This window comes from Pseudomonas bijieensis, assembly GCF_013347965.1.
Classification (GTDB): domain Bacteria; phylum Pseudomonadota; class Gammaproteobacteria; order Pseudomonadales; family Pseudomonadaceae; genus Aquipseudomonas; species Aquipseudomonas bijieensis.
In genome coordinates this window covers 6,076,768-6,100,139 of sequence record NZ_CP048810.1, presented here as the reverse complement: position 1 = coordinate 6,100,139, position 23,372 = coordinate 6,076,768, and the positions used below count along the sequence as shown (strand labels likewise).

The 23,372-nt window shown below is 60.3% G+C and carries 22 protein-coding genes and 1 pseudogene; 5 read left to right on the top strand and 18 right to left on the bottom strand.

Annotated elements, in window-relative coordinates:
- Entirely contained in the window at positions 1 to 750 is a 750-nt protein-coding gene (locus GN234_RS27120) for an electron transfer flavoprotein subunit beta/FixA family protein (RefSeq protein WP_003179445.1), read from the bottom strand.
- Between the two features lie 545 nt (positions 751 to 1,295).
- Here GN234_RS27120 and GN234_RS27115 point away from each other — a divergent pair.
- Positions 1,296 to 2,961, top strand: a pseudogene (locus GN234_RS27115) (electron transfer flavoprotein-ubiquinone oxidoreductase).
- A 176-nt stretch (positions 2,962 to 3,137) separates the two neighbouring features.
- Here GN234_RS27115 and GN234_RS27110 read toward each other — a convergent pair.
- The gene (locus GN234_RS27110; protein ID WP_176689640.1) at positions 3,138 to 4,037 is read right to left on the bottom strand and encodes an AraC family transcriptional regulator; all 900 of its coding nucleotides are present in this window, start codon (positions 4,035 to 4,037) and stop codon (positions 3,138 to 3,140) included.
- A gap of 179 nt (positions 4,038 to 4,216) precedes the next feature.
- On the opposite strand from GN234_RS27110, the gene GN234_RS27105 reads away from it, so the two are divergent.
- Positions 4,217 to 5,269, top strand: coding sequence for an NAD(P)-dependent alcohol dehydrogenase (locus GN234_RS27105; RefSeq protein WP_176689329.1), 1,053 nt, complete (start codon positions 4,217 to 4,219; stop codon positions 5,267 to 5,269).
- A 6-nt stretch (positions 5,270 to 5,275) separates the two neighbouring features.
- On the opposite strand, the gene GN234_RS27100 is transcribed toward GN234_RS27105, so the two are convergent.
- From GN234_RS27100 to GN234_RS27080, 5 genes are all read right to left on the bottom strand, one after another.
- Positions 5,276 to 6,079 carry an IclR family transcriptional regulator gene (locus tag GN234_RS27100; protein ID WP_013693986.1) on the bottom strand — a complete coding sequence of 268 codons (804 nt, stop codon included), beginning with the start codon at positions 6,077 to 6,079 and terminating at the stop codon, positions 5,276 to 5,278.
- A gap of 59 nt (positions 6,080 to 6,138) precedes the next feature.
- Positions 6,139 to 7,449, bottom strand: a complete 1,311-nt coding sequence (locus GN234_RS27095) for an MFS transporter (RefSeq protein WP_109754365.1) — start codon at positions 7,447 to 7,449, stop codon at positions 6,139 to 6,141.
- A gap of 187 nt (positions 7,450 to 7,636) precedes the next feature.
- Positions 7,637 to 8,785 (bottom strand): galactonate dehydratase, encoded by a 1,149-nt coding sequence (gene dgoD / locus GN234_RS27090; RefSeq protein WP_003179439.1) that lies wholly within the window; start codon positions 8,783 to 8,785, stop codon positions 7,637 to 7,639.
- A 49-nt stretch (positions 8,786 to 8,834) separates the two neighbouring features.
- The gene (locus GN234_RS27085; protein WP_047228220.1) at positions 8,835 to 9,455 is read right to left on the bottom strand and encodes a 2-dehydro-3-deoxy-6-phosphogalactonate aldolase; all 621 of its coding nucleotides are present in this window, start codon (positions 9,453 to 9,455) and stop codon (positions 8,835 to 8,837) included.
- Positions 9,456 to 9,474: 19 nt separating this feature from the next.
- Positions 9,475 to 10,458, bottom strand: coding sequence for a 2-dehydro-3-deoxygalactonokinase (locus GN234_RS27080; protein ID WP_176689328.1), 984 nt, complete (start codon positions 10,456 to 10,458; stop codon positions 9,475 to 9,477).
- Between the two features lie 187 nt (positions 10,459 to 10,645).
- On the opposite strand from GN234_RS27080, the gene GN234_RS27075 reads away from it, so the two are divergent.
- Positions 10,646 to 11,278 carry a glutathione S-transferase family protein gene (locus tag GN234_RS27075; RefSeq protein WP_176689327.1) on the top strand — a complete coding sequence of 211 codons (633 nt, stop codon included), beginning with the start codon at positions 10,646 to 10,648 and terminating at the stop codon, positions 11,276 to 11,278.
- Between the two features lie 3 nt (positions 11,279 to 11,281).
- Here the strand turns inward: GN234_RS27075 and GN234_RS27070 are convergent, their stop codons facing one another.
- A complete protein-coding gene (locus tag GN234_RS27070; RefSeq protein ID WP_030137727.1) occupies positions 11,282 to 11,764 on the bottom strand; it encodes a GNAT family N-acetyltransferase in 483 nt (160 codons plus the stop codon).
- A gap of 188 nt (positions 11,765 to 11,952) precedes the next feature.
- On the opposite strand from GN234_RS27070, the gene GN234_RS27065 reads away from it, so the two are divergent.
- On the top strand, positions 11,953 to 12,294 hold the full coding sequence (locus tag GN234_RS27065; protein ID WP_176689326.1) for a hypothetical protein: 342 nt from the start codon (positions 11,953 to 11,955) through the stop codon (positions 12,292 to 12,294).
- Positions 12,295 to 12,326: 32 nt separating this feature from the next.
- Positions 12,327 to 12,707, top strand: a complete 381-nt coding sequence (locus GN234_RS27060) for a Rho termination factor N-terminal domain-containing protein (RefSeq protein WP_109754370.1) — start codon at positions 12,327 to 12,329, stop codon at positions 12,705 to 12,707.
- Between the two features lie 541 nt (positions 12,708 to 13,248).
- On the opposite strand, the gene araH is transcribed toward GN234_RS27060, so the two are convergent.
- From araH to GN234_RS27010, 10 genes are all read right to left on the bottom strand, one after another.
- Complete coding sequence (araH, locus tag GN234_RS27055) at positions 13,249 to 14,217, bottom strand: L-arabinose ABC transporter permease AraH (RefSeq protein WP_003204223.1); 969 nt, start codon at positions 14,215 to 14,217, stop codon at positions 13,249 to 13,251.
- A gap of 10 nt (positions 14,218 to 14,227) precedes the next feature.
- Complete coding sequence (araG, locus tag GN234_RS27050) at positions 14,228 to 15,772, bottom strand: L-arabinose ABC transporter ATP-binding protein AraG (protein ID WP_176689325.1); 1,545 nt, start codon at positions 15,770 to 15,772, stop codon at positions 14,228 to 14,230.
- A gap of 75 nt (positions 15,773 to 15,847) precedes the next feature.
- Positions 15,848 to 16,852 (bottom strand): substrate-binding domain-containing protein, encoded by a 1,005-nt coding sequence (locus tag GN234_RS27045; RefSeq protein WP_176689324.1) that lies wholly within the window; start codon positions 16,850 to 16,852, stop codon positions 15,848 to 15,850.
- Positions 16,853 to 17,027: 175 nt separating this feature from the next.
- Positions 17,028 to 17,846 carry an SDR family oxidoreductase gene (locus tag GN234_RS27040; protein ID WP_053186253.1) on the bottom strand — a complete coding sequence of 273 codons (819 nt, stop codon included), beginning with the start codon at positions 17,844 to 17,846 and terminating at the stop codon, positions 17,028 to 17,030.
- Between the two features lie 236 nt (positions 17,847 to 18,082).
- Positions 18,083 to 18,958, bottom strand: coding sequence for an SMP-30/gluconolactonase/LRE family protein (locus GN234_RS27035; RefSeq protein WP_176689323.1), 876 nt, complete (start codon positions 18,956 to 18,958; stop codon positions 18,083 to 18,085).
- Positions 18,955 to 19,701: a FadR/GntR family transcriptional regulator gene (locus tag GN234_RS27030; RefSeq protein WP_109754374.1), complete on the bottom strand. Its 747-nt coding sequence runs from the start codon at positions 19,699 to 19,701 to the stop codon at positions 18,955 to 18,957. The genes GN234_RS27035 and GN234_RS27030 overlap by 4 nt, the downstream gene beginning before the upstream one ends.
- Positions 19,702 to 19,880: 179 nt before the next feature.
- Positions 19,881 to 20,441, bottom strand: coding sequence for a DUF1285 domain-containing protein (locus tag GN234_RS27025; protein WP_176689322.1), 561 nt, complete (start codon positions 20,439 to 20,441; stop codon positions 19,881 to 19,883).
- A gap of 13 nt (positions 20,442 to 20,454) precedes the next feature.
- Positions 20,455 to 21,060 carry a DUF4823 domain-containing protein gene (locus tag GN234_RS27020; protein WP_109754376.1) on the bottom strand — a complete coding sequence of 202 codons (606 nt, stop codon included), beginning with the start codon at positions 21,058 to 21,060 and terminating at the stop codon, positions 20,455 to 20,457.
- 227 nt (positions 21,061 to 21,287) lie between these two features.
- Entirely contained in the window at positions 21,288 to 22,256 is a 969-nt protein-coding gene (locus GN234_RS27015) for a GTP 3',8-cyclase MoaA (protein ID WP_014339493.1), read from the bottom strand.
- A 155-nt stretch (positions 22,257 to 22,411) separates the two neighbouring features.
- Positions 22,412 to 23,050 carry a TetR/AcrR family transcriptional regulator gene (locus GN234_RS27010; RefSeq protein ID WP_109754377.1) on the bottom strand — a complete coding sequence of 213 codons (639 nt, stop codon included), beginning with the start codon at positions 23,048 to 23,050 and terminating at the stop codon, positions 22,412 to 22,414.
- Positions 23,051 to 23,372: the final 322 nt, after the last annotated feature.

Here is a 23,372-nt window from a genome sequence, read left to right as displayed (position 1 = left end):
TCAGATTACCTTCGCTTCGTTTTTCAGTTTCTCGACCAGTTCAGCCACCGACTTGACCTTGATGCCCGCGCTGCGTGCAGCCGGCGCTTCGACTTTTACGGTCTTGTTGGTGGAGGCGGTGGAAACGCCCAAAGCGTCAGGAGTCAGCACTTCAAGCGGCTTCTTCTTGGCTTTCATGATGTTTGGCAGCGACGCATAGCGCGGCTCGTTCAAACGCAGGTCGGTGGTGACGATGGCAGGCAGTTTCAGGGAAACGGTCTGTGCGCCGCCGTCGATTTCGCGGGTCACGGCAACGCTGTCGCCGGACACTTCGACTTTCGAAGCGAAGGTGCCCTGACCGTAGCCGCTCAATGCAGCGAGCATCTGGCCGGTCTGGTTGTTGTCGCTGTCGATGGCTTGTTTGCCGAGGATCACCAGCGATGGCTGTTCCTTGTCGACAACGGCCTTGAGCAGCTTGGCCACGGCCAGGGAAGTCAGGTCTTCGGCGGATTCGACGAGGATGGCGCGATCGGCACCCAGTGCCAGCGCGGTGCGCAGTTGTTCCTGGGCAGTGGTCGGGCCGATGGAGACGACGACGATCTCAGTCGCCACGCCTTTTTCTTTCAGGCGTACGGCTTCTTCTACGGCGATTTCGCAGAAAGGGTTCATCGACATCTTGACGTTGGCGAGGTCGACGCCGGAGTTGTCCGCCTTGACGCGAACCTTGACGTTATAGTCGACCACTCGTTTGACAGCTACAAGAACCTTCATGGATTCCTCGTTACTCTCCGGTGAAAAAAAGTCGCCTAGGCGAACCTGGCGGTTGATGCTCATGGGCGCAAGGGCACCTCTAAAAACGCCGGCATGAACCACACATGACCCTGCTCACGGGAGTGAAGACCATTCGTCAGTGATGACTGATGAGTCATTCATTATCGCGGCGTGTAAACTGCGCGTCAGAACCGCGCAATACGTCACTTTGTGCTGCCTTCGCCCTGTCTTTAGAGGTGCTCTTGGAACCAACAGTCAGCCTACGGCGAGCGCAAAACCGCCCGTATCTTGACCGGAACGCCTATTCCGGTCAATACGGCAAAATGGTCAGTCATAAGCCGTACGTCAGTGATTTATCTGGGCTGCGGCAATTTCAAACAAACGTTTGTATTGGACCCTGAGAGTGGTGTAGATATAATGCGCCGCTTAAGAGAGACCCGCGTCTCATCCATTGTCGCTTTCGTCGCTTTTCGCGAAGGAAACAACGGATGCAACGCCAAACCTCCAATTAGAAAAACTGTGAGCCTTGAGTAGGAGATAGCCCTGTGGAACGCGAATACATGGAATTCGACGTGGTCATCGTCGGCGCCGGCCCCGCTGGCCTGTCTGCCGCTTGCCGACTGAAACAGAAGGCCGCCGAAGCCGGTAAGGAAATCAGCGTCTGCGTGGTCGAAAAAGGCTCCGAAGTCGGTGCGCACATCCTCTCCGGTGCGGTGTTCGAACCCCGCGCTCTGAACGAACTGTTCCCGGACTGGAAAGAACTCGGCGCGCCGCTGAATACACCGGTCAAGCGTGATGACATTTATGTCCTGAAAAACGCCGAGTCCGCGCAGAAAATCCCTGACTTTTTTGTGCCCAAGACCATGCACAACGAAGGCAACTATATTATTTCCCTGGGCAACCTGTGCCGCTGGCTGGCCCAGCAGGCCGAGAACCTGGGCGTGGAAATCTACCCGGGCTTCGCCGCCCAGGAAGCGCTGTTCGACGAAAACGGCGTGGTGCGCGGGATCATCACTGGCGACCTGGGTGTCGACCGTGAAGGCCAGCCAAAGGAAGGCCTCTACACCCCTGGCATGGAACTGCGCGGCAAGTACACGCTGTTCGCCGAAGGCTGCCGAGGCCATATTGGCAAGCAACTGATCAAGCGTTTCAACCTCGACAGCGATGCCGACGCCCAGCACTACGGCATCGGTCTCAAGGAAATCTGGGAAATCGACCCGGCCAAGCATCAACCGGGGCTGGTGGTGCATACCGCCGGCTGGCCGCTGGATATCATGGGCACCGAAAACACCGGCGGTTCATTCCTCTATCACCTGGAAAATAATCAGGTGGTGGTCGGCCTGATCGTCGACCTGTCCTACAGCAACACCTTCCTGTCGCCATTCGACGAATTCCAGCGCCTCAAGCATCACCCAGTGCTCAAGCAGTACCTGGAAGGTGGCAAGCGCGTCAGCTACGGTGCTCGCGCCATTTGCAAGGGCGGCCTGAACTCGCTGCCGAAAATGGTCTTCAAGGGCGGCGCGCTGATCGGTTGCGATCTCGGCACCCTGAACTTCGCCAAGATCAAGGGCAGCCACACCGCCATGAAGTCCGGCATGCTCGCCGCCGACGCCGTGGCCGATCGCCTGTTTGCCGAGTCCGAAGGCGGTGATGAACTGACCGCCTACGTCGACAGCTTCAAGAACAGCTGGCTGTATGAAGAACTGTTCGCCAGCCGCAACTTCGGCCCGGCGATTCACAAGTACGGCGCGATCATCGGCGGTGGCTTCAACTGGCTCGACCAGAACATCTTCGGCGGCAAGCTGCCGTTCACCCTGCACGATACCAAGCCCGACTATGCCTGCCTCAAGCTGGCGGCCGATTGCAAGAAGATCGACTACCCGAAACCGGACGGCAAGATCAGCTTCGACAAACTCAGCTCGGTGTTCATTTCCGGTACCAACCACGAAGAAGAACAGCCCTGCCACCTGAAGCTGACCGATCCGAGCATTCCGATCAGCAAGAACCTGCCGCTGTACGACGAACCGGCACAGCGCTACTGCCCGGCCGGCGTGTATGAAGTGGTGACCAAGGAAGACGGCGAGAAGCGCTTCCAGATCAACGCCCAGAACTGCGTTCACTGCAAGACCTGTGACATCAAGGACCCTGCGCAGAACATCACCTGGGTTTCCCCCGGAAGGCGCTGGCGGGCCGACTTACCCGAACATGTAAGCCGATTCGCTGAACATCAAGGCTCCCGCAATGGGGGCCTTTTTGTTGCCTGCTATTCCGACGACCACACCGAACCAATGTGGGAGCGAGCCTGCTCGCGATAGCGTTTTTCCATTCAACACAGATGTCGACCGATACACCGCTATCGCGAGCAGGCTCGCTCCCACAAGGAAACATCACAGGCTCAAGCTGCGCGCTCTTCCCCCGGGGTTGCGTTCAAAGTAGCGCTTGTACTCCCGACTGAACTGCGACGGGCTCTGATACCCCACCTGATGCGCCACCTGGGCCACGCCCATGCCTTCGATGAGCAGCAGCCGCTGGGCCTTGAGCAGGCGCAAGCGCTTGAGGTACTGCACCGGCGAGAGCAAGGTGCTGCGCTTGAAATGCTCATGGAAGGTTGAAGCGCTCATGTTCGCGCAACTGGCCAGTGTCTCGACGTTCAGTGGCTCGGTGAAGTGCGCATGCAAATGGCTCAAGGCCACGGCAATCCGAGCGAACTGGCCTTGCTGCTCCACCAGCGCCCGCAGCACATCGGCCTGGGGCCCGCGCAACGCGACGAACAGCAACTCCCGCAGCCGCGCCTGGCCCATGACCTGGCACTCCAACGGATCGTGCAAACAGCGCAACAAACGTTCGACACACCCACGCATGGCGTCATCAAGCACGGCGCAGGTCATCGATTCCGGCGTCTGCGGCGCCAGGTTCCGACCCGGTACCAACCCCATGGCCAGCACCAGTTCCCCCAGCATCGCTCGATCGATCGCAACGGAAACCCCAAGCAGTGGAGCATTGGGCATGGCGTAGGTTTCGCATTCGAACGGCACCGGCAAGGCCTGGATCAGATAATGCCCGGCGCCATATTCCAGCGTGCGAGGCCCCAGGTACGCCAGTTTGCTACCCTGGGCAATGATCACCAGACTCGGTTCGTAGAGCTGTGGGCCACGGGCGACGTCCTGACTGGCCCGAAGCACATGTACGCCGGGCAGTGGCGTCGGGACGAAACCGTCGCGGGTCGCCAAAGGTTCTATCAATGAAACCAGCGTAGCGTTGGCATCGAGATGGCGGGTCAACAACATGGACGAAAACTTCGCGAAAAAAGGGATGAAACCATCATCGCAGGTCTGGCGCCACATAGGATCAAATCCTGGCCAAGACCGGAGGATTAGGCATGACAGGCGGAGGAATCGCCATCGCCGCACACTGACAGGACTCCCAGAATGACCCCCTCACCGTTCACTGCTTAGCGAGGTCCATCATGTACACAGCCATCGGATATGCCGCCCAGTCGGCCACCACTCCCCTCGCCCCCATGAAATTCGAACGCCGCAGCCCGCGAGCCGACGATGTGGCAATCGACATTCTCTACTGCGGCGTCTGCCATTCCGACATCCACCAGGCCCGCAATGAATGGGGCATCGCCGTTTATCCGCTGATGCCCGGCCATGAGATTGTAGGAAAAGTCACCGCCGTCGGTGCGAATGTCACCCGTTATAAGGTCGGCGACCTGGTGGGCGTTGGCTGCATGGTCGACTCCTGCCGCGAGTGCGAAGCTTGCCGCGCTGACTTGGAGCAATACTGCTACCAGGGCATGACGCAGACCTACGCCAGCCCGGATCGTATCAGCGGTGGCCACACCATGGGCGGTTACTCCAATAGCATCGTGGTCAGCGAGCATTTCGTGCTGCGCATCCCGCAAAACCTCGATCCGGCCGGCGCCGCGCCGATTCTCTGCGCCGGCATCACCACCTATTCGCCCCTCAAGCACTACGGCGTGAAGGCCGGCGACAAGGTCGGCGTGCTGGGCATGGGTGGGCTCGGGCACATGGGCATCAAGTTCGCCAAGGCCATGGGCGCGGAAGTGACGTTGTTCACCCGCTCGGCGAGCAAGGCTGAAGAAGCCCGTCGCCAAGGTGCGGACCACGTGATCGTGTCTACCGACGCCGAGCAGATGGCCGCTGCCGCCGGACGTTTCAACTTCCTGCTGGACACCATTCCGGTGCAGCACGACCTCAATCCCTACCTCGACACCTTGCGTTTCGACGGCGTGCATATCCTGGTAGGTCTGGTCGAGCCGATTGATCCGCCGGTGCATGCCGCAAAACTGATCATGGGTCGTCGAGTCCTGGCTGGCTCGTTGATCGGCGGTATCGCAGAGACTCAGGAAGTGTTGGATTTCTGTGCCGAACACAACATCAGCTGCGACATTGAAATGCTCGACATTCGCCAGATCAACGAGGCCTACAGCCGCATGATCGCTGGGGACGTGAAGTACCGCTTCGTCATCGACATGGCGACCCTCAAGGCCTGACGTTCGTCAGACCTTGGCACCCAGCTCCGCCGATAGCCGGGCTGTAACCCCTTTGACCAGGGGAATCAGCTCGGCCATTTTTTCCAGCGGCATGTACGGCACGGTGCTGGCGATGCTGATACCGGCGACAATGCGCTTGCCAGCGTCGCGAATCGGCGCCGCCACGCAACGAATCGACGGTTCGTTGTCTTCCAGATCGAAGGCATAACCTCCCGCCACGTACTCCACCATCCGTTGCTGGAACTGTTCCCAGGATTGCTCCTGATGCTGGGGCCAGAACTGATTCTTCCCGCCGGCCGGCAGGCTGATTTCGTACAGCCTTTTCCATTGTTCTTGCGAGTCATCGAGCATCAGCGCCTTGCCAATCCCGGTGCGCGCCAAAGGCATGCGATGGCCCACGCGCGAGCGCATCTCCGGGCCGTTGCGCCCCGGGTTTTTCAGCAGGTACAAGACTTCGTCGCCCTCGCGAATCGCCAGGTGAACGGTGTCGCCGGTGAGAGCCGACAACTCGTCCAGATACGGCCCGGCCAGGCTCACCAGTGGCAGTTCTTCCCGGGCCTGGAAACCCAGTTCGATCAGCTTCGGCCCCAGCAGGTAACCCACTTGCGGCACCACGCGCAGGTAACGTTCGTCCACCAGGCAACTGGCCAGGCGATGGGTGGTGCTGCGGGTGGTGCCGATCAGCCGGGCGATTTCCTTCAAGTCACGGGCGCCGCTGGCGACCGCCTGAACCACACCCAGACCACGCAGCAATGTCTGCGTGCCTGTAGGCGCGGCGTCCTTGGTGATTTTTGGATCGTCTTGCTGCATATCCGGCCTTCAACAGTGAGCGGGGAACGGGCGGCATTATGGTCGCCCGCCCCGTCGGACTACAACTCGATGCGCTCGACCTTCCCCACCAGCAAGATGTAGGACAGCGCCCCCACCAATGCCAGCACGGAGATATAGGTGATGGCCGGGGCAAACGAATCGCCGCTGGCAAGGAAGCCAATGACGATAGGCGTGGCGATGGCCGCCAGGTTTCCGATGAAGTTGAACACCCCACCGGTCAACCCGAGCAGTCGCGCCGGCGCCAGTGTCGAGACCAGCGACCAGGTGATCGACGCCAGGCCGTTGCCGAAGAACGCCAGGGCCAGGAAGGCGATGACCAGCGGCGTTGACTCGACAAAGTTGGCGCCGATGATCGATGTGGAGATCAGTAATCCGCCAATGATCGGCAGCTTGCGCGCGAAACCCACGCTGCTGCCACGACGAATCAGCCAGTCGGAAAAGAACCCGGAACACAGCACGCCGACAAACGCCGCGAGAAATGGCAGCGATGCCAAAAGGCCGGACTTGATGAAGTCCATGCCGCGATATTTCACCAGGTAGGTCGGGAACCAGGTCAGGAAAAACCATAGCGTGGAGTTGAGGCAGAACTGCCCCAGGTAAATGCCCCACAACTTGCGTTGGGTCAGGACAATACCCAGGTCGGTCCAGCTGAATTTCGCCTTGGCCTTGGCGGTATCGGCCTGGATATCCACCAACCCACCGCCTTCGCGGATCAGTTCGATTTCAGCGGCGTTGGCGCCTTTGAAATCCCGTGGCTCGCGATACACCGCGTACCAGATCGCCGCCCAGATAATGCCCACCGCGCCCGTGGCGACAAACACCATGTGCCAGCCGAAGGCGTGTTGCAGCCAGGCCAACACCGGCGTCAGGAAAGCCAATCCGACGAACTGCCCGGAGGTGTAGAAACCGATGGCCGTGGCCCGCTCACGTTCAGGGAACCAGGTAGTGACCACGCGGCTGTTGATCGGATAAGCCGGCGCTTCCAGGGCACCGACCGCCATGCGCAGCACGAACAGCGCGATGAAACTGGCGGCGAAGCCAAGCATCACCGTGGCCACCGACCACAACAGCAACGCCACGCTGTAAAGAATGCGTGGCGGTACTCGGTCCACCAGCCAGCCACCAGGGATCTGCATGGCCGCGTAGGTCCAGCCGAACGCCGAGAAAATCAGCCCGACGTGGATCGGGTCGATGCCCAGGTCACTGGTCAGTGCGGGCGCGGCAATCGAGAGGTTACTGCGGTCCAGGTAATTGATCACCACGGTGATGAACAGCAGGACCATGATGAAAAAACGCTTGCGGCTGGGCGTCACCAACGACGCTTGCGCGCTCAGGGTGTGCGCTTGCATGTGAGGTGCCTCTTTTTATGCTTATTGAGGAAACGGGCATACCGAGAAGGATCTTCCTGTCTACGGAGATCAACCTGTGGGAGCGAGCCTGCTCGCGATAGCAGTGGGTCAGTCACTCATAAGCCAATTGACACACCATCGCGAGCAGGCTCGCTCCCACAGGGGAACTGGGTGGATCAGGCGTGACTCACCACTCGGCAAAACTGCCATCGGCATGGCGCCAGATCGGGTTGCGCCAGCGATGGCCGATAGCCGCGCGTTCGATGACGTATTCCTCGTTGATCTCGATACCCAGGCCCGGGCCATTGGGGATTTTCACGAAGCCTTTGTCGTAGTCGAACACCTGTGGATCCTTGATGTAATCCAGCAGGTCGTTGCTCTCGTTGTAGTGGATGCCCAGGCTCTGCTCCTGGATGAACGCGTTGTAGCAGACCGCGTCCAGTTGCAGGCACGCCGCCAGGGCAATGGGGCCCAGCGGGCAGTGCAGGGCCAGCGCCACGTCGTAGGCCTCGGCCATGTTGGCGATCTTGCGGGTTTCGGTGATACCGCCGGCGTGGGATGCATCCGGTTGGATGATGTCCACGTAGCCTTCGCTGAGGACTCGCTTGAAGTCCCAGCGCGAGAACAACCGCTCGCCCAGGGCAATCGGGGTGCTGGTCAGCGGCGCCAATTCCTTGAGGGCTTCGTAGTTTTCGCTGAGCACTGGCTCTTCGATGAACATCAGCTTGTAGGGATCGAGCTCCTTCATCAGCACCTTGGCCATCGGCTTGTGCACCCGACCGTGGAAGTCCACGCCAATGCCGACGTTCGGCCCCACCGCGTCCCGCACCGCCGCGACGTTGGCCAGGGCCAGGTCGACCTTTTCAAACGTGTCGAGAAATTGCAGCTCTTCGGTACCATTCATTTTCACCGCCGTGAAACCCCGCGCCACCGCCTCTTTCGCCGCGCGAGCGGTGTCCGCCGGTCGGTCGCCGCCGATCCACGAATACACGCGGATCTTGTCGCGCACCTGGCCACCGAGCAAATCGCTGACCGACACACCCAAGGCCTTGCCCTTGATGTCCCACAACGCTTGGTCGATACCGGCCAGGGCACTCATGTGGATCGCCCCACCGCGGTAGAAGCCGCCGCGATACAGTACGGTCCAGATGTCTTCAATGTTGCGTGGGTCTTTGCCGATCAAGTAGTCAGACAGTTCTTCGACGGCCGCCGCCACCGTATGGGCACGGCCTTCAACCACGGGCTCGCCCCAACCGGTCACGCCCTCGTCGGTTTCGACCTTGAGGAAGCACCAGCGCGGCGGAACGATAAACGTGGTCAGTTTGGTGATTTTCATCTTGTTGTCTCTCTTATCAGATGCAGCGCCCGGGGCGCTGGAAAAGTCTTCAGTTCAAGGCATTCCACGCGGCCACGTAGGCCTTGGCGCGCACCGCCACCTCATCTGCCGTCAGGCCTGGCTTGAACAGCCCGGAACCGAGGCCGAAACCCTTGACCCCGGCCTCGACGAACACCGCCATGTTGTCCGGCGTGATCCCGCCCACCGGCACCAGCACGGTCCCGGCCGGCAGCACCGCGAGCCAGGCCTTGACCACCGCCGGGCCCATTTGCTCGGCGGGAAACATCTTCAGCACGTGGGCGCCTTCGGCCAGTGCGGCAAAGGCTTCGGTGGGCGTGGCGACGCCTGGCGACAGATACAAGCCCGCCGCTTTCGCCGCACGCAGCACCTTCGGATCGCTGTGGGGCATGACGATCACTTGTCCGCCAGCGGCTTTCACCTGCTCGACCTGTTCCGGCGTCAGCACGGTGCCGGCACCGATCAGGCAATCGGCGGGCAAGGTACTGCGCAGGATGCGGATACTTTCGTACGGCTCGGGGGAATTGAGCGGTACTTCGATGACGCGAAATCCGGCGCCGTACAGGACTTCGCCGATGGCCGCCGCCTCTTCGGGACGCAGACCACGCAGGATCGCGATCAGCCCGTTGTGCGCCAGTGCTTGTGTGAGCATGTCAGACCTCCAGTCAGGTTTAACGCGATGCGGTGGAATCGAGCAGCCCGGCCGCCACGGCCAGTTGCCACAAACCACGTTCGGTGGCCTGTTCGGCCAGGGTCACCCGGGCGAAACCGCAGGCGTCGAGAGCCCGTTGATAACGGGCGCAGAGTTGGGAATTGCCGATCAACACCACGGCGGGCAAGTGGATGCTGTCGCGTCGCCGACGCTGCACGGTAGCCAGCGCCGTCAGTTCATGGCCGATCAACAGGCCAGAGAGATAGTCCGCCTGGGCGCTGGCAGCGAGTTCGCCGGTCAAGCCCAGGCTGCGGGCGCTGAACACGGTGGACAACGGACCGATCTCGCCGTCCACCGACAACGCCACCTGCACGCCGCGATCGAAGGCCTGGCCGTCGAACGTCGCGCCGCGCTGCTGGGTGCGGCCGAGAATGCTGTGGTCACTGAGCACGGCGAAGATCTCGCCGGTCATGAAGGTGTCGAAATGCACGATGCAGCCGTCGGTCACTTCCACCCATTTCGAGTGGCTGCCGGGCAGGCCGATCAACACCGCTCCGTCCGGCAGGTTATGCAAGGCGCCGAGCACCTGGGTCTCTTCGCCGCGCATGACGTTGGGCAGCCGTGAACGCTGGATCACGCCGGGTACGATGTGCACATCGACACCGCGAAGACTACGAACGGTTTGTAGGGAATGTCCGAGATTGGCGACGTTGGCGGGCGTGTCGCAGTAGGGTGCTTCGCGCCAGCCCTGGGCGCTGCCGACCATACCGCAGGCTATGACAGGCAGGCCCGGCTGAGCATTGAGCCAATCGCCACAGGCCTCATCGAAGGCCAATTCGAAGCCGTCGATGCACACCTGGCCAGCCAGGGTTCGTGGCCCGGAGGGCAACTGCATGATCCCCGATGACAGCGAACGCTGTTCGAGCACCTCGCCCCCGGCGGCGAGTTTGTAAGCCCGTAATGAGGTGGTCCCCCAATCGAGCGCAATCAATTGCGCCTGCATCCGTTTCACCTGTTTTGTTTTTTGGCAGTGAGTAGGACGGACTATAAACCCGGGCGCGGCAAAATCTCAATATATAAATATCACTCCCATATATTGGGATTTAACCATAAACGATAAAGCCATCGCCATTCGCCCGAGACCCTGCTACGTTTTCTGTCCGGACGCCTTAGCACTCAGGGAAAAAGTAATGGGACAACAGTTGAAAATCCTCGGCCGCACTTCTTCGATCAACGTCAGAAAAGTGCTGTGGACCTGTCAGGAACTGGAGATCGCCTTCGAGCGCGAAGACTGGGGCATCGGCTTTGCCTCGACCCAGGATCCGGCGTTCCTGGCCTTGAATCCCAATGCCCAGGTACCGGTGATCATTGATGAGAACGGTGTGCTCTGGGAGTCGAACACCATCTGTCGCTACCTGGTGGGCAAGCATGGGCGCAGCGATCTACTGCCCGTCGAACCCGCCGCACGGGCACGCGTCGAGCAGTGGATGGACTGGCAAGCTACGGAACTCAACCCGTCATGGGGCGATGCGTTCTACGGACTGGTGCGCAAACATCCGGATTTCCAAGACCCAAAACTCATCGCCGCCGGTGTCAAAGGCTGGAACGAGAAGATGGGTTTGCTGGAGCAGCAGTTGAATCGCACCGGCGCCTACGTGGCCGGTACGGAGTTTTCCCTCGCCGATGTACTCATCGGTCTGTCGGTACACCGCTGGCGCCAGACACCCATGGAGCGTCCGGACTACCCGGCGGTGGCCGCTTACTGCAAGCGGCTCGAACAGCGCCCCGGATTTATCGAGTACGCATCCAACGCATACTCATGAATTTCAATTGCCGTTAGCGAAATCCCGTAGCACTTTGCCGTCCATTCGGTAGCGCACCCACTCTTCCTGGGGTTGCGCGCCGAGGGATTTGTAGAAGTCGATGGCCGGGGTGTTCCAGTCCAGCACGCTCCATTCGAAGCGACCGCAATCGTTGTCACAGGCAATTTTCGCCAGATGTCGCAACAACGTCTTCCCCGCCCCACCACCGCGCTGTTCAGGGGTGATGTACAAGTCTTCGAGGTACAGGCAGTTGCTGCCCAGCCAGGTGGAGTAACTGAAGAAAAACACCGCGAAACCAATCGGCACGCCGTCACGCAGGCAGATCAGCCCGTGGGCGGTCGCGCCCTCGCTGAACAGGCTGCGCTCGATGTCGGCCACACTGGCGATGACTTCGTGGCGGGCCTTTTCGTAATCGGCCAACTCGGTGATGAAGGCAAGGATTTGAGGCGCATCGCTGGGTTGCGCAGGACGGATCTCGATGGACATGAACAGGCCTTGTAGCCAATTGAAAGCGCCATACTAAGCCGCCACGTGCCGCTCGTCACATATCGATCGAACTATTTGATCGCGACACGAACCCACCTTCAAAAGCGCCATTCGTCGCGCCCCAGGCACCAACCCAAATCCAGTGCAGCCCAAGATCAGGCAAGCATTCTAAAAATGGAGGCGACACCATGATCACTTCAAGGCTGACTGCATTCACATTTGCCACGCTGCTGTCCTCGGTGGCTTTCGCGGCATCCACCGCTGGCACCGGGCCGACCGATCCGGTGCAGCCACCCAACTCTCCCGCAACCGAAGGCATGCCCAAGTTGAATACCGACGGCACTGGGGACCTGAACAATGGCCAGCCTCCCGCCACTGGCACCGATCCGCGCGTACAGGGCAATGACATGGGACGCCAGGGTGGAATGAATACGCCGGACTCCACTGCCCCCGATAACGCCGATACCGGCGTGGGTTCGGAAACCACCACCGGTGGCTCGGGCTCCGAAGGTGGTGCCGCCAGCCAATAGCCTCTGCTTAGACATTTGAGGAGGAACATCCCATGCCTCGTGGAAGCAAAGACAAATACACCGCCGAGCAAAAGCGCAAGGCCGAACACATTGAAAAAAGTTACGAGAAAAAAGGTGTGTCCGAAAACGAAGCCGAGGCCCGAGCCTGGGCGACAGTGAACAAACAATCCGGTGGCGGCGAGCGTTCCGGTGGCTCGGGCAAGGACAAACCCGCGGCGGCCAAGAAAACCGATCGTAAGGAATCGGCCCGACGCGCCGCCAAGACCCGCGAAGGTCATCCACGCACCAGCAAAGCCTCCCATGGGACCCAGACCGTGGACAGCCTGATGAAGGAGGCCCGGGCGAAAAATATTCCCGGGCGTTCGAAGATGCGCAAGCAGGAGTTGGTCGAAGCATTGCGCAAGGCGGGGTGATGGTTGGCGTCAGGGAGGACGCTATCGCGAGCAAGCTCGCTGCCACATGGGGTCCGCGTTGTGCCGAGGTTCTGGGCTCTGACATAAAGACCTGTGGGAGCGAGCCTGCTCGCAATGGCGGTGGGTCAGGTTAGAAGGTATTGAATGCACTGACGCCTCGCGAGCGGGCTCGCTCCCACATTGAATCTTCGGTGCGCCGGAATTTTGCGGCTGGCACAAAACCTGTGGGAGCGGGCTTGCTCGCGATGGCGGTGGGTCAGGTTAGAAGGTGTTGAATGCACTGACGCCTCGCGAGCGGGCTCGCTCCCACATTGAATCTTCGGTACGCCGGAATTTTGCGGCTGGCACAAAACCTGTGGGAGCGAGCCTGCTCGCGATGGCGGTGGGTCAGGTTAGAAGGTATTGAATGCACTGACGCCTCGCGAGCGGGCTCGCTCCCACATTGAATCTTCGGTGCGCCGGAATTTTGCGCCTGGCACAAAACCTGTGGGAGCGAGCCTGCTCGCGATAGCGGTAGATCACTCGCCAGCGATCTCTGGTTTCAGCGTTGTTTCAAGCGGTCAATCACCACCGCCAGCAACAGGATCGAGCCGCGGATAACGTATTGGTAGAAGGTGTCGATGTTCTTCAGGTTCATCGCGTTTTCAATGATCGCCAGAATCAGCACGCCCGCAATGACATGGCGAATCATGCCGATACCACCGCTCAACGACACCCCGCCCAGCACGCAGGCCGAGATCACGGTCAGCTCGAAGCCCTGGCCAATCATCGGCTGGCCCGAGGTCATGCGCGACGCCAGGATCACTCCGGCCAGGGCGCCGATCACGCCATGCACGGCGAAGATGATGATCTTGGTGCGATCAACGTTCACCCCTGCCAACAACGCCGCTTCCTGGTTGCCACCGATGGCCATGGTGTTGCGCCCATAGGTGGTGTAGTTCAGCAGCCAGCCGAAAAACAGGAAGCAGGCGATGGTGATCAGGATCGGCACCGGCACGCCGAACAATTGGCCGTTGCCGAATACGAAAAACGATTCCTGGGACACACCCACCGCTTTGCCGTTGGCGAAGATATAGGCCAGGCCCCGGACGATCTGCATGGTCGCCAGGGTGGTGATCAAGGCGTTGACCCGCAGCTTGGCGATGACGATGCCATTGATCAGGCCGACGATCAGCCCCATCACCAGCGCAGCGCTGACACCGAGGAATACGCTGTTGGTGTCGCGCATCACCACCGCCGCGACCACGCCGGCACAAGCAATCACCGAACCGACCGACAAATCGAAGTGCCCGGACGCCAGGCAATACAACATGGTGCAGGCCGCGATGCCGGTGGTGGAAATCGCCAGGCCCAGGCCACGCATGTTCAGCGGCGACAGGAAGTTATCGATCATCAGGGTGCAGAGCACGAAGATGCCGATGGCCGCCAGCAGCATGACCCAGTCGTCCAGGAAACGGCGCAAGTCCAGGGGTTTGCGTGCCGTTGGCAGTGCATTGTTTTGAATGGTCATGATTTACCTCTCAGTTCGCCGCGTCGGCAACGCGTTGGCGCGGCAGCGCCAGTTGCAGCAGGTTGGATTCGTTGGCCTGGTCACGCGGCAGCTCGCCGCGCATGGCCCCTTCGCAGAGCACCAGGATTCGGTCGGAAATGCCCATCACTTCCATCAGGTCGCTGGACACCACGATCACCGCGATGCCCTCGGCCGCCAGGTTGTGGATAATCTGGTAGATCTCCGCCTTGGCGCCGATGTCGATGCCACGGGTCGGTTCGTCCAGCAGCAGGACTTTCATCGGCATCGACAGCCAGCGACCGAGAATCGCCTTCTGCTGGTTGCCGCCGGACAGGTACATGATTTTCTGGCTAGCCGCCGGCGTCTTCACCTTCAGCGACTTGATCTGCTTGTCAGCGTTGCCCCGCTCCCAATCACCGCGCAACAGGCAGCCAAGGGCGGAATGAGCCGGGCGCGCACTGATGTTGATGTTCTCGCCCACGCTGCCCAACGGGATGATGCCTTCCTTCTTGCGATCTTCCGGGCAGAGCAGCACGCCCGCGGCGATGGCATCGCGGGGTGAACGCAGTTTCAGTTCCTTGCCGTGCAGCACGAGGCTTCCCTCGCGCTGACGCTCCAGGCCACTGAGCAAGCGCAACAGCTCGGTACGACCGGCGCCGACCAGACCGAACAAGCCGAGGATCTCGCCCTTGTGCACCTGGAAGCTCACCGGTTCGCGCAAGCCCGGCCCCAACAGGTTCTTCACTTGCAGCGCCACATCGCCGCGCTCCCGAGGACGGTAATCATAGATGTCCTGGATATCGCGGCCGACCATGCAGGTGACGAGTTGATCATGGGTCAACTCGCTCATGTTTTCGAAGGTGCGGACATAACGACCGTCCTTGAATACCGTCACCGCATTGCAGATACGGAACACCTCTTCCATGCGGTGGCTGACGTACAACACCACTTTGCCCTCGTCTCGCAGGCGGGCGATGATCGCCATCAAACGGTCGATTTCACGGGCCGACAGGCTACTGGTGGGTTCGTCGAAGGCAATGACGTGGGCGCCACGGGACAAGGCCTTGGCGATTTCCACCAATTGGCGCTGGCCGAGGGACAGGCGACCGACTTTTTCCTGCGGGTCGATTTCGTCGGCCAGGCCCTTGAGCAGTGTCAGCGCCTGCTGGCGTAGCACACCACGGTTGACCAGGCCGAAACGTGCCGGTAAATGGCCGAGAAACAGGTTTTCCGCGACGGTCATTTCCGGCACCAGGTGCAGCTCCTGGTGAATCACCGCCACACCGTTGGCGATGCTGTCAGCGGTGCCCTTGAAGGCCATCGTCTGTTCGCCGATCTGCAGGTCACCGCTGCTCGGGATGTAGGCACCACCGAGGATCTTCAGCAACGTGGACTTGCCGGCGCCGTTTTCACCCATCAAGGCATGGACCTGCCCCGGATGGGCAACGAAACTGATATTGGCCAGCGCCTGCACGCCGGGAAAGGACTTGCCGATCCCGTTGAATCGCAAGCTGCCGCCGATGTTGTGTTGCCGTGTCGCTGTTTGCGCTTGCATAACCACCTCGAACTTACAGAGATCAAGCGACCCCGCCACGCATGTGACCAGGGCCGCTTTTGAATCAACCGACCGTCAATTCCACAGGCCGATCTTTTCCAGCTCCTGCTTGAAGTTCTCCCGGGTGATCAGCGTCACCTCGTCCATCGCGGTGTACTTCGGCGGTTCCTTGCCGGTGGTGATCCACTCGTACATCATTTCGGCGGTCTTGTAGCCTTCGATGTGCGGGCTTGGCAGCATCGAACCGAAGAAGCCGCTTTTCGGTTTTTTCAGCTCACCGATGGCGTCGGTACCGTTGATACCAATGCCGATCACGTTGTCGGCCTTGAAGCCGGCCGCTTCGGTGGCGCGTACGCCGCCCAGCACGGTGTTGTCGTTCATGCCGCCGATGATCAGATTCTTCGCGGCGCTTGGCAGCTTCACCAAGGCCGAGTTGGTGGAGTCCATGCTGCCGGGTACGTCGAGGGTCTTCAGCGCGGAATAAAGGATGTGGTCTGCCGGCATCCCGGCCTTCTTCAGGGCATCGACCGAACCGTCGGTGCGCTTCTTGCCGGTGTCCAGCTCGTTGAAGGTGTTGATCACCGCGTAGGTATCTTTCCACTCCCAGTTGCGCTTTTTCGCTTCAGCGGCCATGGCGGCGCCCTGCTTCTGGCCCACTTCGAACGCGGCCATGCCCAGGTACGGCACGTCTTCCATGAACTTGCCGCTGGCGTCGACGAAGCGGTCGTCCACGGCAATCACCTTGAGATCGTTGAGCTTGGCCTTGGCCATGATGGCCGGGCCGAGGGACACGTCCGGCGGGCAGATCACAAAGCCCTTGGCGCCGTTGGCGGCCAGGCTGTCGATGGCCGAGAGGGTTTTCTCGCCGTCAGGCACGGCGATCTTGATCAATTCGAAGCCTTTGTCCTTGCTCGCCTTCTCGGCGAACGCCCATTCGGTCTGGAACCAAGGCTCCTCGGCCTGCTTGACCAGGAAACCGATTTTTACGGGATCAGCTGCCAGCAAGCTGCTGCTGAGGCTGACCGCGGTAACCGCCAGGGCGGCGCGACACAGGGAACGGATCCCACGACGATGATTCATAGCTGACTCCTTGTTTTTTTTATTGAAAGCCAAACGTCCAGGGTTCTGCTCCACCGTCGGTGGAAATGCGCAGGCTGGGCGGTTACATCAAGTTGCTACACAGCATAGGTCTAAATAGTCATATCGTATGATGATTGGATTACAGGCGAAGTTTCCGACTGCAATCCGGAAATATTCAGTCGTGGTACATGACCGAACGTCCCCCATCGATGGTGATGCATGAGGCATTGATAAACGGTGCTTCGTCACTGGCCAGGAACACGGCTGTCATTGCCACTTCGATCGGTTGCCCGACGCGTCGTGGCGGGTGCAGGTCCAGCGCACGCTGACGTTCGGCATGGGGATCGGCGAAGCCGTTCCAGTAGTCGACGTTCAGTTGGGTTTCGATATACCCCGGGGCGATGGCGTTGACGCGTACCCCTTTGGGCGCGTATTCGATGCCCAGGGCGCGGGTCAGGCCGAGCAGGCCATGCTTGGCCACCGGGTACGGGAAACAGCCGGGAATGATGTGGGACGAATGGACCGAGGCAATATTGATGATGCTGCCCACGCCCTGCTCGATCATCTGTGGCAATACCGCCTTGCAGCCGTACCAGGCGCCATCCAGGTCGATGGCGAAGCAGCGACGCCAGTCTTCTTCGGTCATTTCCAGCGGGTCACGGAAGACATTGACGCCAGCGCAGTTGACCAACACATCGATGCGCCCGTGCAGCTCGACGGCGCGACGGGCCATGGCCTGCAAGTCCTGCTGCTTCGACACATCGGCCTGCAGCGCTTGCACATCGGCCCCGCGCTCCCGCCAATGAGCCGCCACCGCCTCGACCTTCTGCGCCTGGATATCACTGATCACCAGTCGAGCCTGTTGCGACGCGAACGCGGCGACGATGGCCTCGCCGATGCCTTGGGCTGCACCGGTCAACAACACGACCTTGTCTTTCAAGCGCTCACCCTTCGGTGGCTCCGGCACAGGTGGCAAGACCAAGGGCTCAGCCATGGTTCAAGACTCCTGTACGCGGGCACGACAAAAACCGGGCATCCACGGATGACCGGCGCAAAGGCGCTTGTAAGAACAGTGGCCGGCGTACGCCACCGGGGCGTACGGGGAAAGATCGTTGCATCACTTCACCTGTTTTGTTTTTTTAGTGTGAGTGCGTATTGCCGATGGAGCCGACTATAAACCCGGCCGCCAAACAATCTCAATATATATATTTACATCCCATATTTTGGGATTTAGCCTGCAAACCGTGTACACGCCACGCCGGGCACATCGACACGCATCGACAGCAGCGCACCGTCCAGCGGATGACCCAACGGGCTCGCGGCGCTGGTGATGTACAACGTCTTGAGGTCTTCACCGCCGAACACACAACTGGTCGGGCGGCTGACGGGCAGTTCGATCACCCGATCGACCTGGCCATCCGGGTTCAGGCGCAACAGGCAACTGCCGTCCCAGCGGGCGTTCCAGATGTATCCCCGGGCATCCATTGCCGAGCCATCCGGACCGCCACGCGGGTGTGGACCGAACCAGACCTCGGCAGGCGCCAGGTTGCCTTCCGGGTAGATAAAGTGCCGATACAACGTGCCATCCAGGCTGTCGCCGAAATACACCGTGGTGCCATCGGGGCTCCAGACCAAGGTGTTCGGAATACCCAGCCCGCGCAACAGGGGCAGAACACGGCCATCACTCCCGACGCGAAAAAGGCCGCCGGACCGGTGCTCGATCGGCAAGTCCTCGCCTTCGGCACCGATGTTGTTCTGCATCGTGCCGAGCCAGAGCTGGCCCAGGGCGTCGCAACGGGCCTCGTTGGCACGATTGCCTGGCTGGGGATCGGCCATGCACAACAGCGTCAGGCGCGGCTCCAGGCCCGGCGAATCAAGATCAAGGCGGTAGACACCGCTGCTCAGGGTCACCAAGGCGTCGCCATTTTGGGTCGGTATGAAGGCGGACACATGCTCGGGCATCTGCCAGATATCAACATTGGCGCCGATCAACCGCAGTGCCTGCTTGCCGGCGATATCAACCCAGTACAATGCCTGGGTCGGCTCGTCCCAGAAGGGCCCCTCGCCCAATTTCGCCCGGTGTTCCGTCACAGCCGTCCACTTCATTGAAACCTCCTGTTCCCGACTTGCCCGGCGGCGTCTGTTCGACCAGCCATGACATTGGGGTAAAAGCGTTTGATCGCCAGGTCGGCGTTATCGATCAGGGTCATGCAGGCCCAGACACCCCGCGCCGCGTCACGGGCGGCGATGGCGTCGGCGATGTCCTTGTGGATGGGCAAGGTGCGGCGCAGCTCATCCGGGTCGGCCGCCGACACCTCGAACGACACCGCAAGCAGTGCCCCCAGGGCCGGGACCATTTGTTCGATGAATTGATTATGGCTGGCGGCGAGGATGCACTCGTGGAAAAACTGGTCGGCGCGGTTGTAATCGGCGCCGCTGTCCACCGCCCGCTCCAGCGCATGGTAAGCCAGGCGGATCGCCTGCACCTGATCGGCGGTGGCCCGCTCGCACGCCCAGCGCACTGCCATCGGCTCGATGGTACGGCGCAGGTCCAGCAAGTCATCGACAAAGTTTTCCGGCAGGCCGCTGCGTGACAACCAGCCCACCACTTGGGGATCGAACAGGTTCCAGCGTCGCACCGGCAACACCCGCGTGCCGACTTTCGGCCCGACTTCCAGCATGCCCTTGGCGACCAAGGTCTTGATCGCCTCGCGAATCACCGTGCGACTGACGCCCAGTTGCTCGCCCAAGTCCGCCTCGACCTTGATGGTTTGCCCAGGCTTGACCTGGCCGGCGGCTATCCAACTGCCCAGCCAATCGACGGTCGACGCATGAAAACTGCTGGACATGAAAACCCCGCGGGCCACTCTTATTGGAGGCCCACGCTAATCATCATATGATTGGGTGTCAATTTGAATTTTACGGCTTCACTCCTGTGGGAGCGAGCCTGCTCGCGATAGGGGTGGGTCAGTTAAGGCCGGGTTGACGGTGCTGCCATCATCGCGAGCAGGCTCGCTCCCACAGAGGATCAGGGTTCCAGGCCTATGGGGAAAAACTCTTCGCCGCTCCACACGCCCAACCAGCGCTGTCCGTCGATCTCGCGGCTGACCGCCAGTTCCACCAACTGGTAGAACACATTGCGATGGATCAGCGCTTCCAGATTGCTGCGTACATGCACGTAGGGCGCTGGCTCCTGGGTCTGGGGGTCGATCACCACCCGTATCGGATGTTCGTCGCCGGCCTCGGTGGTTTCCTCGACATTGGTGGTAAAGCGCAACAACTGCCCTTCCCCGTGCCCTTCGACCTCGAGGGTCACGGCCACGAACGGCGCGTCATCGACCTTGATGCCGACTTTTTCCACAGGGGTAATCAGGAAGTAATCATCGCCGTCGCGGCGGATGATGGTGGAGAACAGCTTGACCATCGGCTTTCGCCCAATGGGCGTGCCCAGGTAGTACCAGGTACCGTCCCGGGCGATGCGCATGTCGATGTCGCCGCAGAAGTCGGGATTCCACAAGTGGACCGGTGGCAGGCCTTTGGTCTTGGGGATCTGCCCCAGCAAGTCATTGGCTTTTTGCGGTCCGCTCATGGTGACTCCTTAGTTACTCGTCGCTCATCCCCAGCAGGCTGCGGGCATATTCACGCAAAGGCGTGGCGATGAGGTCTTGTGGCTGCTTGTCGTGCAACGTCAGTAAACCGCCACGACTCTTGATACGTGCAGTATCAATCAAATACTGGGTGCTGGTCTCGATCAACATGATTTGAATCACGCTGGTATCGACACCCAGGCGATCCACGGCTTCCTCATCCTGCCATTCGTCAGTGTTGCCGATGCGGTTGTCGGCCTTGGCGAACCGGGTGTACAGCAGGTAATGGGCACCGGCGGAACGGGCTTCACCCATGGCCTGGTCGAGGCCTTCGGGAGTACGGGCGCGACGGACCATGGGGAAATATTCGATGAAGCCATTGAAGGCTTCCTCGGCCACGACATTGGGACGCGGATAGGCGCTGCCTGGCGGAGCGAAGGCTCCCTGGGCAATGTAGATGAACGAGTCTGGCTGGATACGCAGGTTGTTTATACGACGGCTGTCGCTATGGTCCAGCAGGCCGGCATCGCTCATGTGATAACGAACGCCCTCTCCCATGTCGCTGACATTCATGCAACCGCCAAGCACCAAAACGGCCAGCAGCAAAACCAGGCTACGCATCCTACCCTCCAAAAACCGGTGTCGGAAAACCGGCGAATGGTCGTGGGATGCAGCTTTTGCGCCAGTCCTTGGGATCGGTTGGATTTTCAGTGGCTGCTCCTGTGGCGAGGGAGCTTGCTCCCGCTCGGCTGCGAAGCAGTCGTAAAATTCCCAAGGGGCCGCTTCGCTACCCAGCGGGAGCAAGCTCCCTCGCCACGGGAATCACTGCATGCAGTTAGGTATTTCGCTCAGCCGCCGATGATTTTCATGATGGTCGCGCCGCCGGAGAACGCCACTTCCTGCTTGTCCCCCAACGCCTTGACCAGCAAGCGCTGAAGGGCTGGCAAGGCCTGATGCCGCGGTTTGTCCAGTAGATCGCCGACAAAGTGTCGGTTACTCGAAGACAGGCAGCCATGCAGCCAACCCGTCGAGGACAGCCGCAGCCGGGAGCAGGTACGGCAAAAAGGCACGCTTTCATTGGCGATCACACCAAAGTGCCCCAGCCCCGGTATCTCATAACGCACCGCCGTGGCATCCACCGGTGCGTCGGCTTGCAGGTATTCGTACTGATCGCCGATCAGGCTGAGCAGTTGCTGGAGGCTGACGAACTGCTGCAGGAATGCATTGGAGTCGCTGGCCAGGTGGCCCATGCGCATCAACTCGATGAAACGCAACTCATAGCCACGTTCCAGGCAGTATTCGAGCAACGGCATCACCTGATCCAGGTTCTGCCCGCGCAACGGCACCATGTTGACCTTGATCTTCATCCCGGTGGCCCGGGCCTGTTCCATGCCGTCGAGCACGGTCGCCAGGTCGCCGCCACGGGCGATACTGCGAAACGCAGCGGGGTCCAGGGTGTCAAGGGAAACGTTGATCCGGCGAATGCCAGCGTCTACCAGCAAAGGCAGTTTTTTCGCCAGCAACTGACCGTTGGTGGTCAGGCTGATGTCTTCCAGCCCCATCTGTCCCACCGCCGTCATGAAACGTTCGAGCTTGGGGCTGACCAGCGGCTCACCGCCAGTGATGCGCAGCCGCTCGATTCCGGCGGCCTCGATCAAATAGGCTACGCCGCGTGCCATGGCTTCGGCTGACAGTTCATCCTGCGCAGCCACCAACCGCTTGCCATCAGGCACGCAGTAGGTACAGGCGTAATTGCAGGCAGAAGTCAGGCTGATCCGCAAATTGCGGAAACGCCTGCCTTGACGGTCAACGATCATGGATCACTCCGGCGAAAGAAGAATCGGACCTGTGAAACTTGACCTCTAAATCAAGATTTCGCAAGACCCAAGCCTGAGTATATTACTGGGGCACTGCGCCATGTAAGCGGACATGGCGCAATAAGACAGCTGAATGTCTTGGCCTGTGCGGCCAATCAGCTACTCGGGACGTCGGTATCGCGCTTGCGCTTGTTGCCCATGCGCACGCCAATGTCCATCAGGAACTGGAAGAAGCCTTCCTGGTCTTCCAGCACATTGCTCCAGAACGGTGAGTGATACAGCGCCACCGCGCCGTGCACCAACGCCCAGGCTGCGCAGTAATGGAAGTAAGGCGGCACGTCTTCGAGCTTGCCTTCGCTGATCCGGCCTTTGATCAGCTGGGTCAGGCGTTCGAAGTTCGAGGCGCGGATCTTGTGCAGCTCCTCGACCATCTCCGGCACCTGGTTGCCCTTGACCACCTTTTCTTCCAGGCGGTCGAACAAGCGGTAGCGCTGCGGGTCACGCATGCGGAACTCGAAGTAGGCCCGCGACAGGGCTTCCTTGTCCTTGTCCACGTCCGCCGAATGCAGCAACTCGTTCAAATCGCGCTCGTAATCGAGCATCAGGCGCAGGTAGATCTCCGCCTTGGATTTGAAATGTTTATAAATCGTGCCTTTGCCGATACCCACGGCATCCGCAATCATCTCGACGGTGACACTGTCTTCACCCTGGTCGAGGAACAACTTGAGCGCGGTGTCGAGAATTTCCTGCTCGCGGCGGCGAAACTCACGGACCTTACGGGGTTCTTTGTGCATAAGAAAAAGGTCTGAAGGGTCAAAATTCGAAGCCGGGTATTATGCCTAACTTACGCAAAAATGCACGGATCATCCGTTCTCGGCCACTGTTCTTCACAAAACCGTACACACCCGGCCCGCCGTTTCCCACGCCAATGTACCGCGCCTGCGCGCTTTGACGACAGTGAGAACTTATCCGAAGCGAGCGTATTCCAAATTTGTTTAAAAACCACCCCGGCCCGACTGGACGCGTTGGCATACTGATCAATACTTCAACTGTCGGCGCGACATCTCCCCCAAGTGACGCGCTGATAAAGGTACCAACGGACCGCGTGCCTTTGTT

What these genes read in the sequence shown, in the direction of transcription:
- GN234_RS27060 (WP_109754370.1), top strand. Translation starts at nt 12,327, where the DNA reads ATGCCTCGTGGAAGCAAAGACAAATACACCGCCGAGCAAAAGCGCAAG.
- GN234_RS27025 (WP_176689322.1), bottom strand. Translation starts at nt 20,441, where the DNA reads ATGAGCGGACCGCAAAAAGCCAATGACTTGCTGGGGCAGATCCCCAAG.
- GN234_RS27035 (WP_176689323.1), bottom strand. Translation starts at nt 18,958, where the DNA reads ATGAAGTGGACGGCTGTGACGGAACACCGGGCGAAATTGGGCGAGGGG.
- GN234_RS27010 (WP_109754377.1), bottom strand. Translation starts at nt 23,050, where the DNA reads ATGCACAAAGAACCCCGTAAGGTCCGTGAGTTTCGCCGCCGCGAGCAG.
- GN234_RS27065 (WP_176689326.1), top strand. Translation starts at nt 11,953, where the DNA reads ATGATCACTTCAAGGCTGACTGCATTCACATTTGCCACGCTGCTGTCC.
- GN234_RS27100 (WP_013693986.1), bottom strand. Translation starts at nt 6,079, where the DNA reads ATGCAGCAAGACGATCCAAAAATCACCAAGGACGCCGCGCCTACAGGC.
- GN234_RS27120 (WP_003179445.1), bottom strand. Translation starts at nt 750, where the DNA reads ATGAAGGTTCTTGTAGCTGTCAAACGAGTGGTCGACTATAACGTCAAG.
- GN234_RS27015 (WP_014339493.1), bottom strand. Translation starts at nt 22,256, where the DNA reads ATGATCGTTGACCGTCAAGGCAGGCGTTTCCGCAATTTGCGGATCAGC.
- GN234_RS27110 (WP_176689640.1), bottom strand. Translation starts at nt 4,037, where the DNA reads ATGTTGTTGACCCGCCATCTCGATGCCAACGCTACGCTGGTTTCATTG.
- GN234_RS27020 (WP_109754376.1), bottom strand. Translation starts at nt 21,060, where the DNA reads ATGCGTAGCCTGGTTTTGCTGCTGGCCGTTTTGGTGCTTGGCGGTTGC.
- araH (WP_003204223.1), bottom strand. Translation starts at nt 14,217, where the DNA reads ATGACCATTCAAAACAATGCACTGCCAACGGCACGCAAACCCCTGGAC.
- GN234_RS27045 (WP_176689324.1), bottom strand. Translation starts at nt 16,852, where the DNA reads ATGAATCATCGTCGTGGGATCCGTTCCCTGTGTCGCGCCGCCCTGGCG.
- GN234_RS27030 (WP_109754374.1), bottom strand. Translation starts at nt 19,701, where the DNA reads ATGTCCAGCAGTTTTCATGCGTCGACCGTCGATTGGCTGGGCAGTTGG.
- GN234_RS27070 (WP_030137727.1), bottom strand. Translation starts at nt 11,764, where the DNA reads ATGTCCATCGAGATCCGTCCTGCGCAACCCAGCGATGCGCCTCAAATC.
- GN234_RS27075 (WP_176689327.1), top strand. Translation starts at nt 10,646, where the DNA reads ATGGGACAACAGTTGAAAATCCTCGGCCGCACTTCTTCGATCAACGTC.
- GN234_RS27105 (WP_176689329.1), top strand. Translation starts at nt 4,217, where the DNA reads ATGTACACAGCCATCGGATATGCCGCCCAGTCGGCCACCACTCCCCTC.
- GN234_RS27080 (WP_176689328.1), bottom strand. Translation starts at nt 10,458, where the DNA reads ATGCAGGCGCAATTGATTGCGCTCGATTGGGGGACCACCTCATTACGG.
- araG (WP_176689325.1), bottom strand. Translation starts at nt 15,772, where the DNA reads ATGCAAGCGCAAACAGCGACACGGCAACACAACATCGGCGGCAGCTTG.
- dgoD (WP_003179439.1), bottom strand. Translation starts at nt 8,785, where the DNA reads ATGAAAATCACCAAACTGACCACGTTTATCGTTCCGCCGCGCTGGTGC.
- GN234_RS27095 (WP_109754365.1), bottom strand. Translation starts at nt 7,449, where the DNA reads ATGCAAGCGCACACCCTGAGCGCGCAAGCGTCGTTGGTGACGCCCAGC.
- GN234_RS27040 (WP_053186253.1), bottom strand. Translation starts at nt 17,846, where the DNA reads ATGGCTGAGCCCTTGGTCTTGCCACCTGTGCCGGAGCCACCGAAGGGT.
- GN234_RS27085 (WP_047228220.1), bottom strand. Translation starts at nt 9,455, where the DNA reads ATGCTCACACAAGCACTGGCGCACAACGGGCTGATCGCGATCCTGCGT.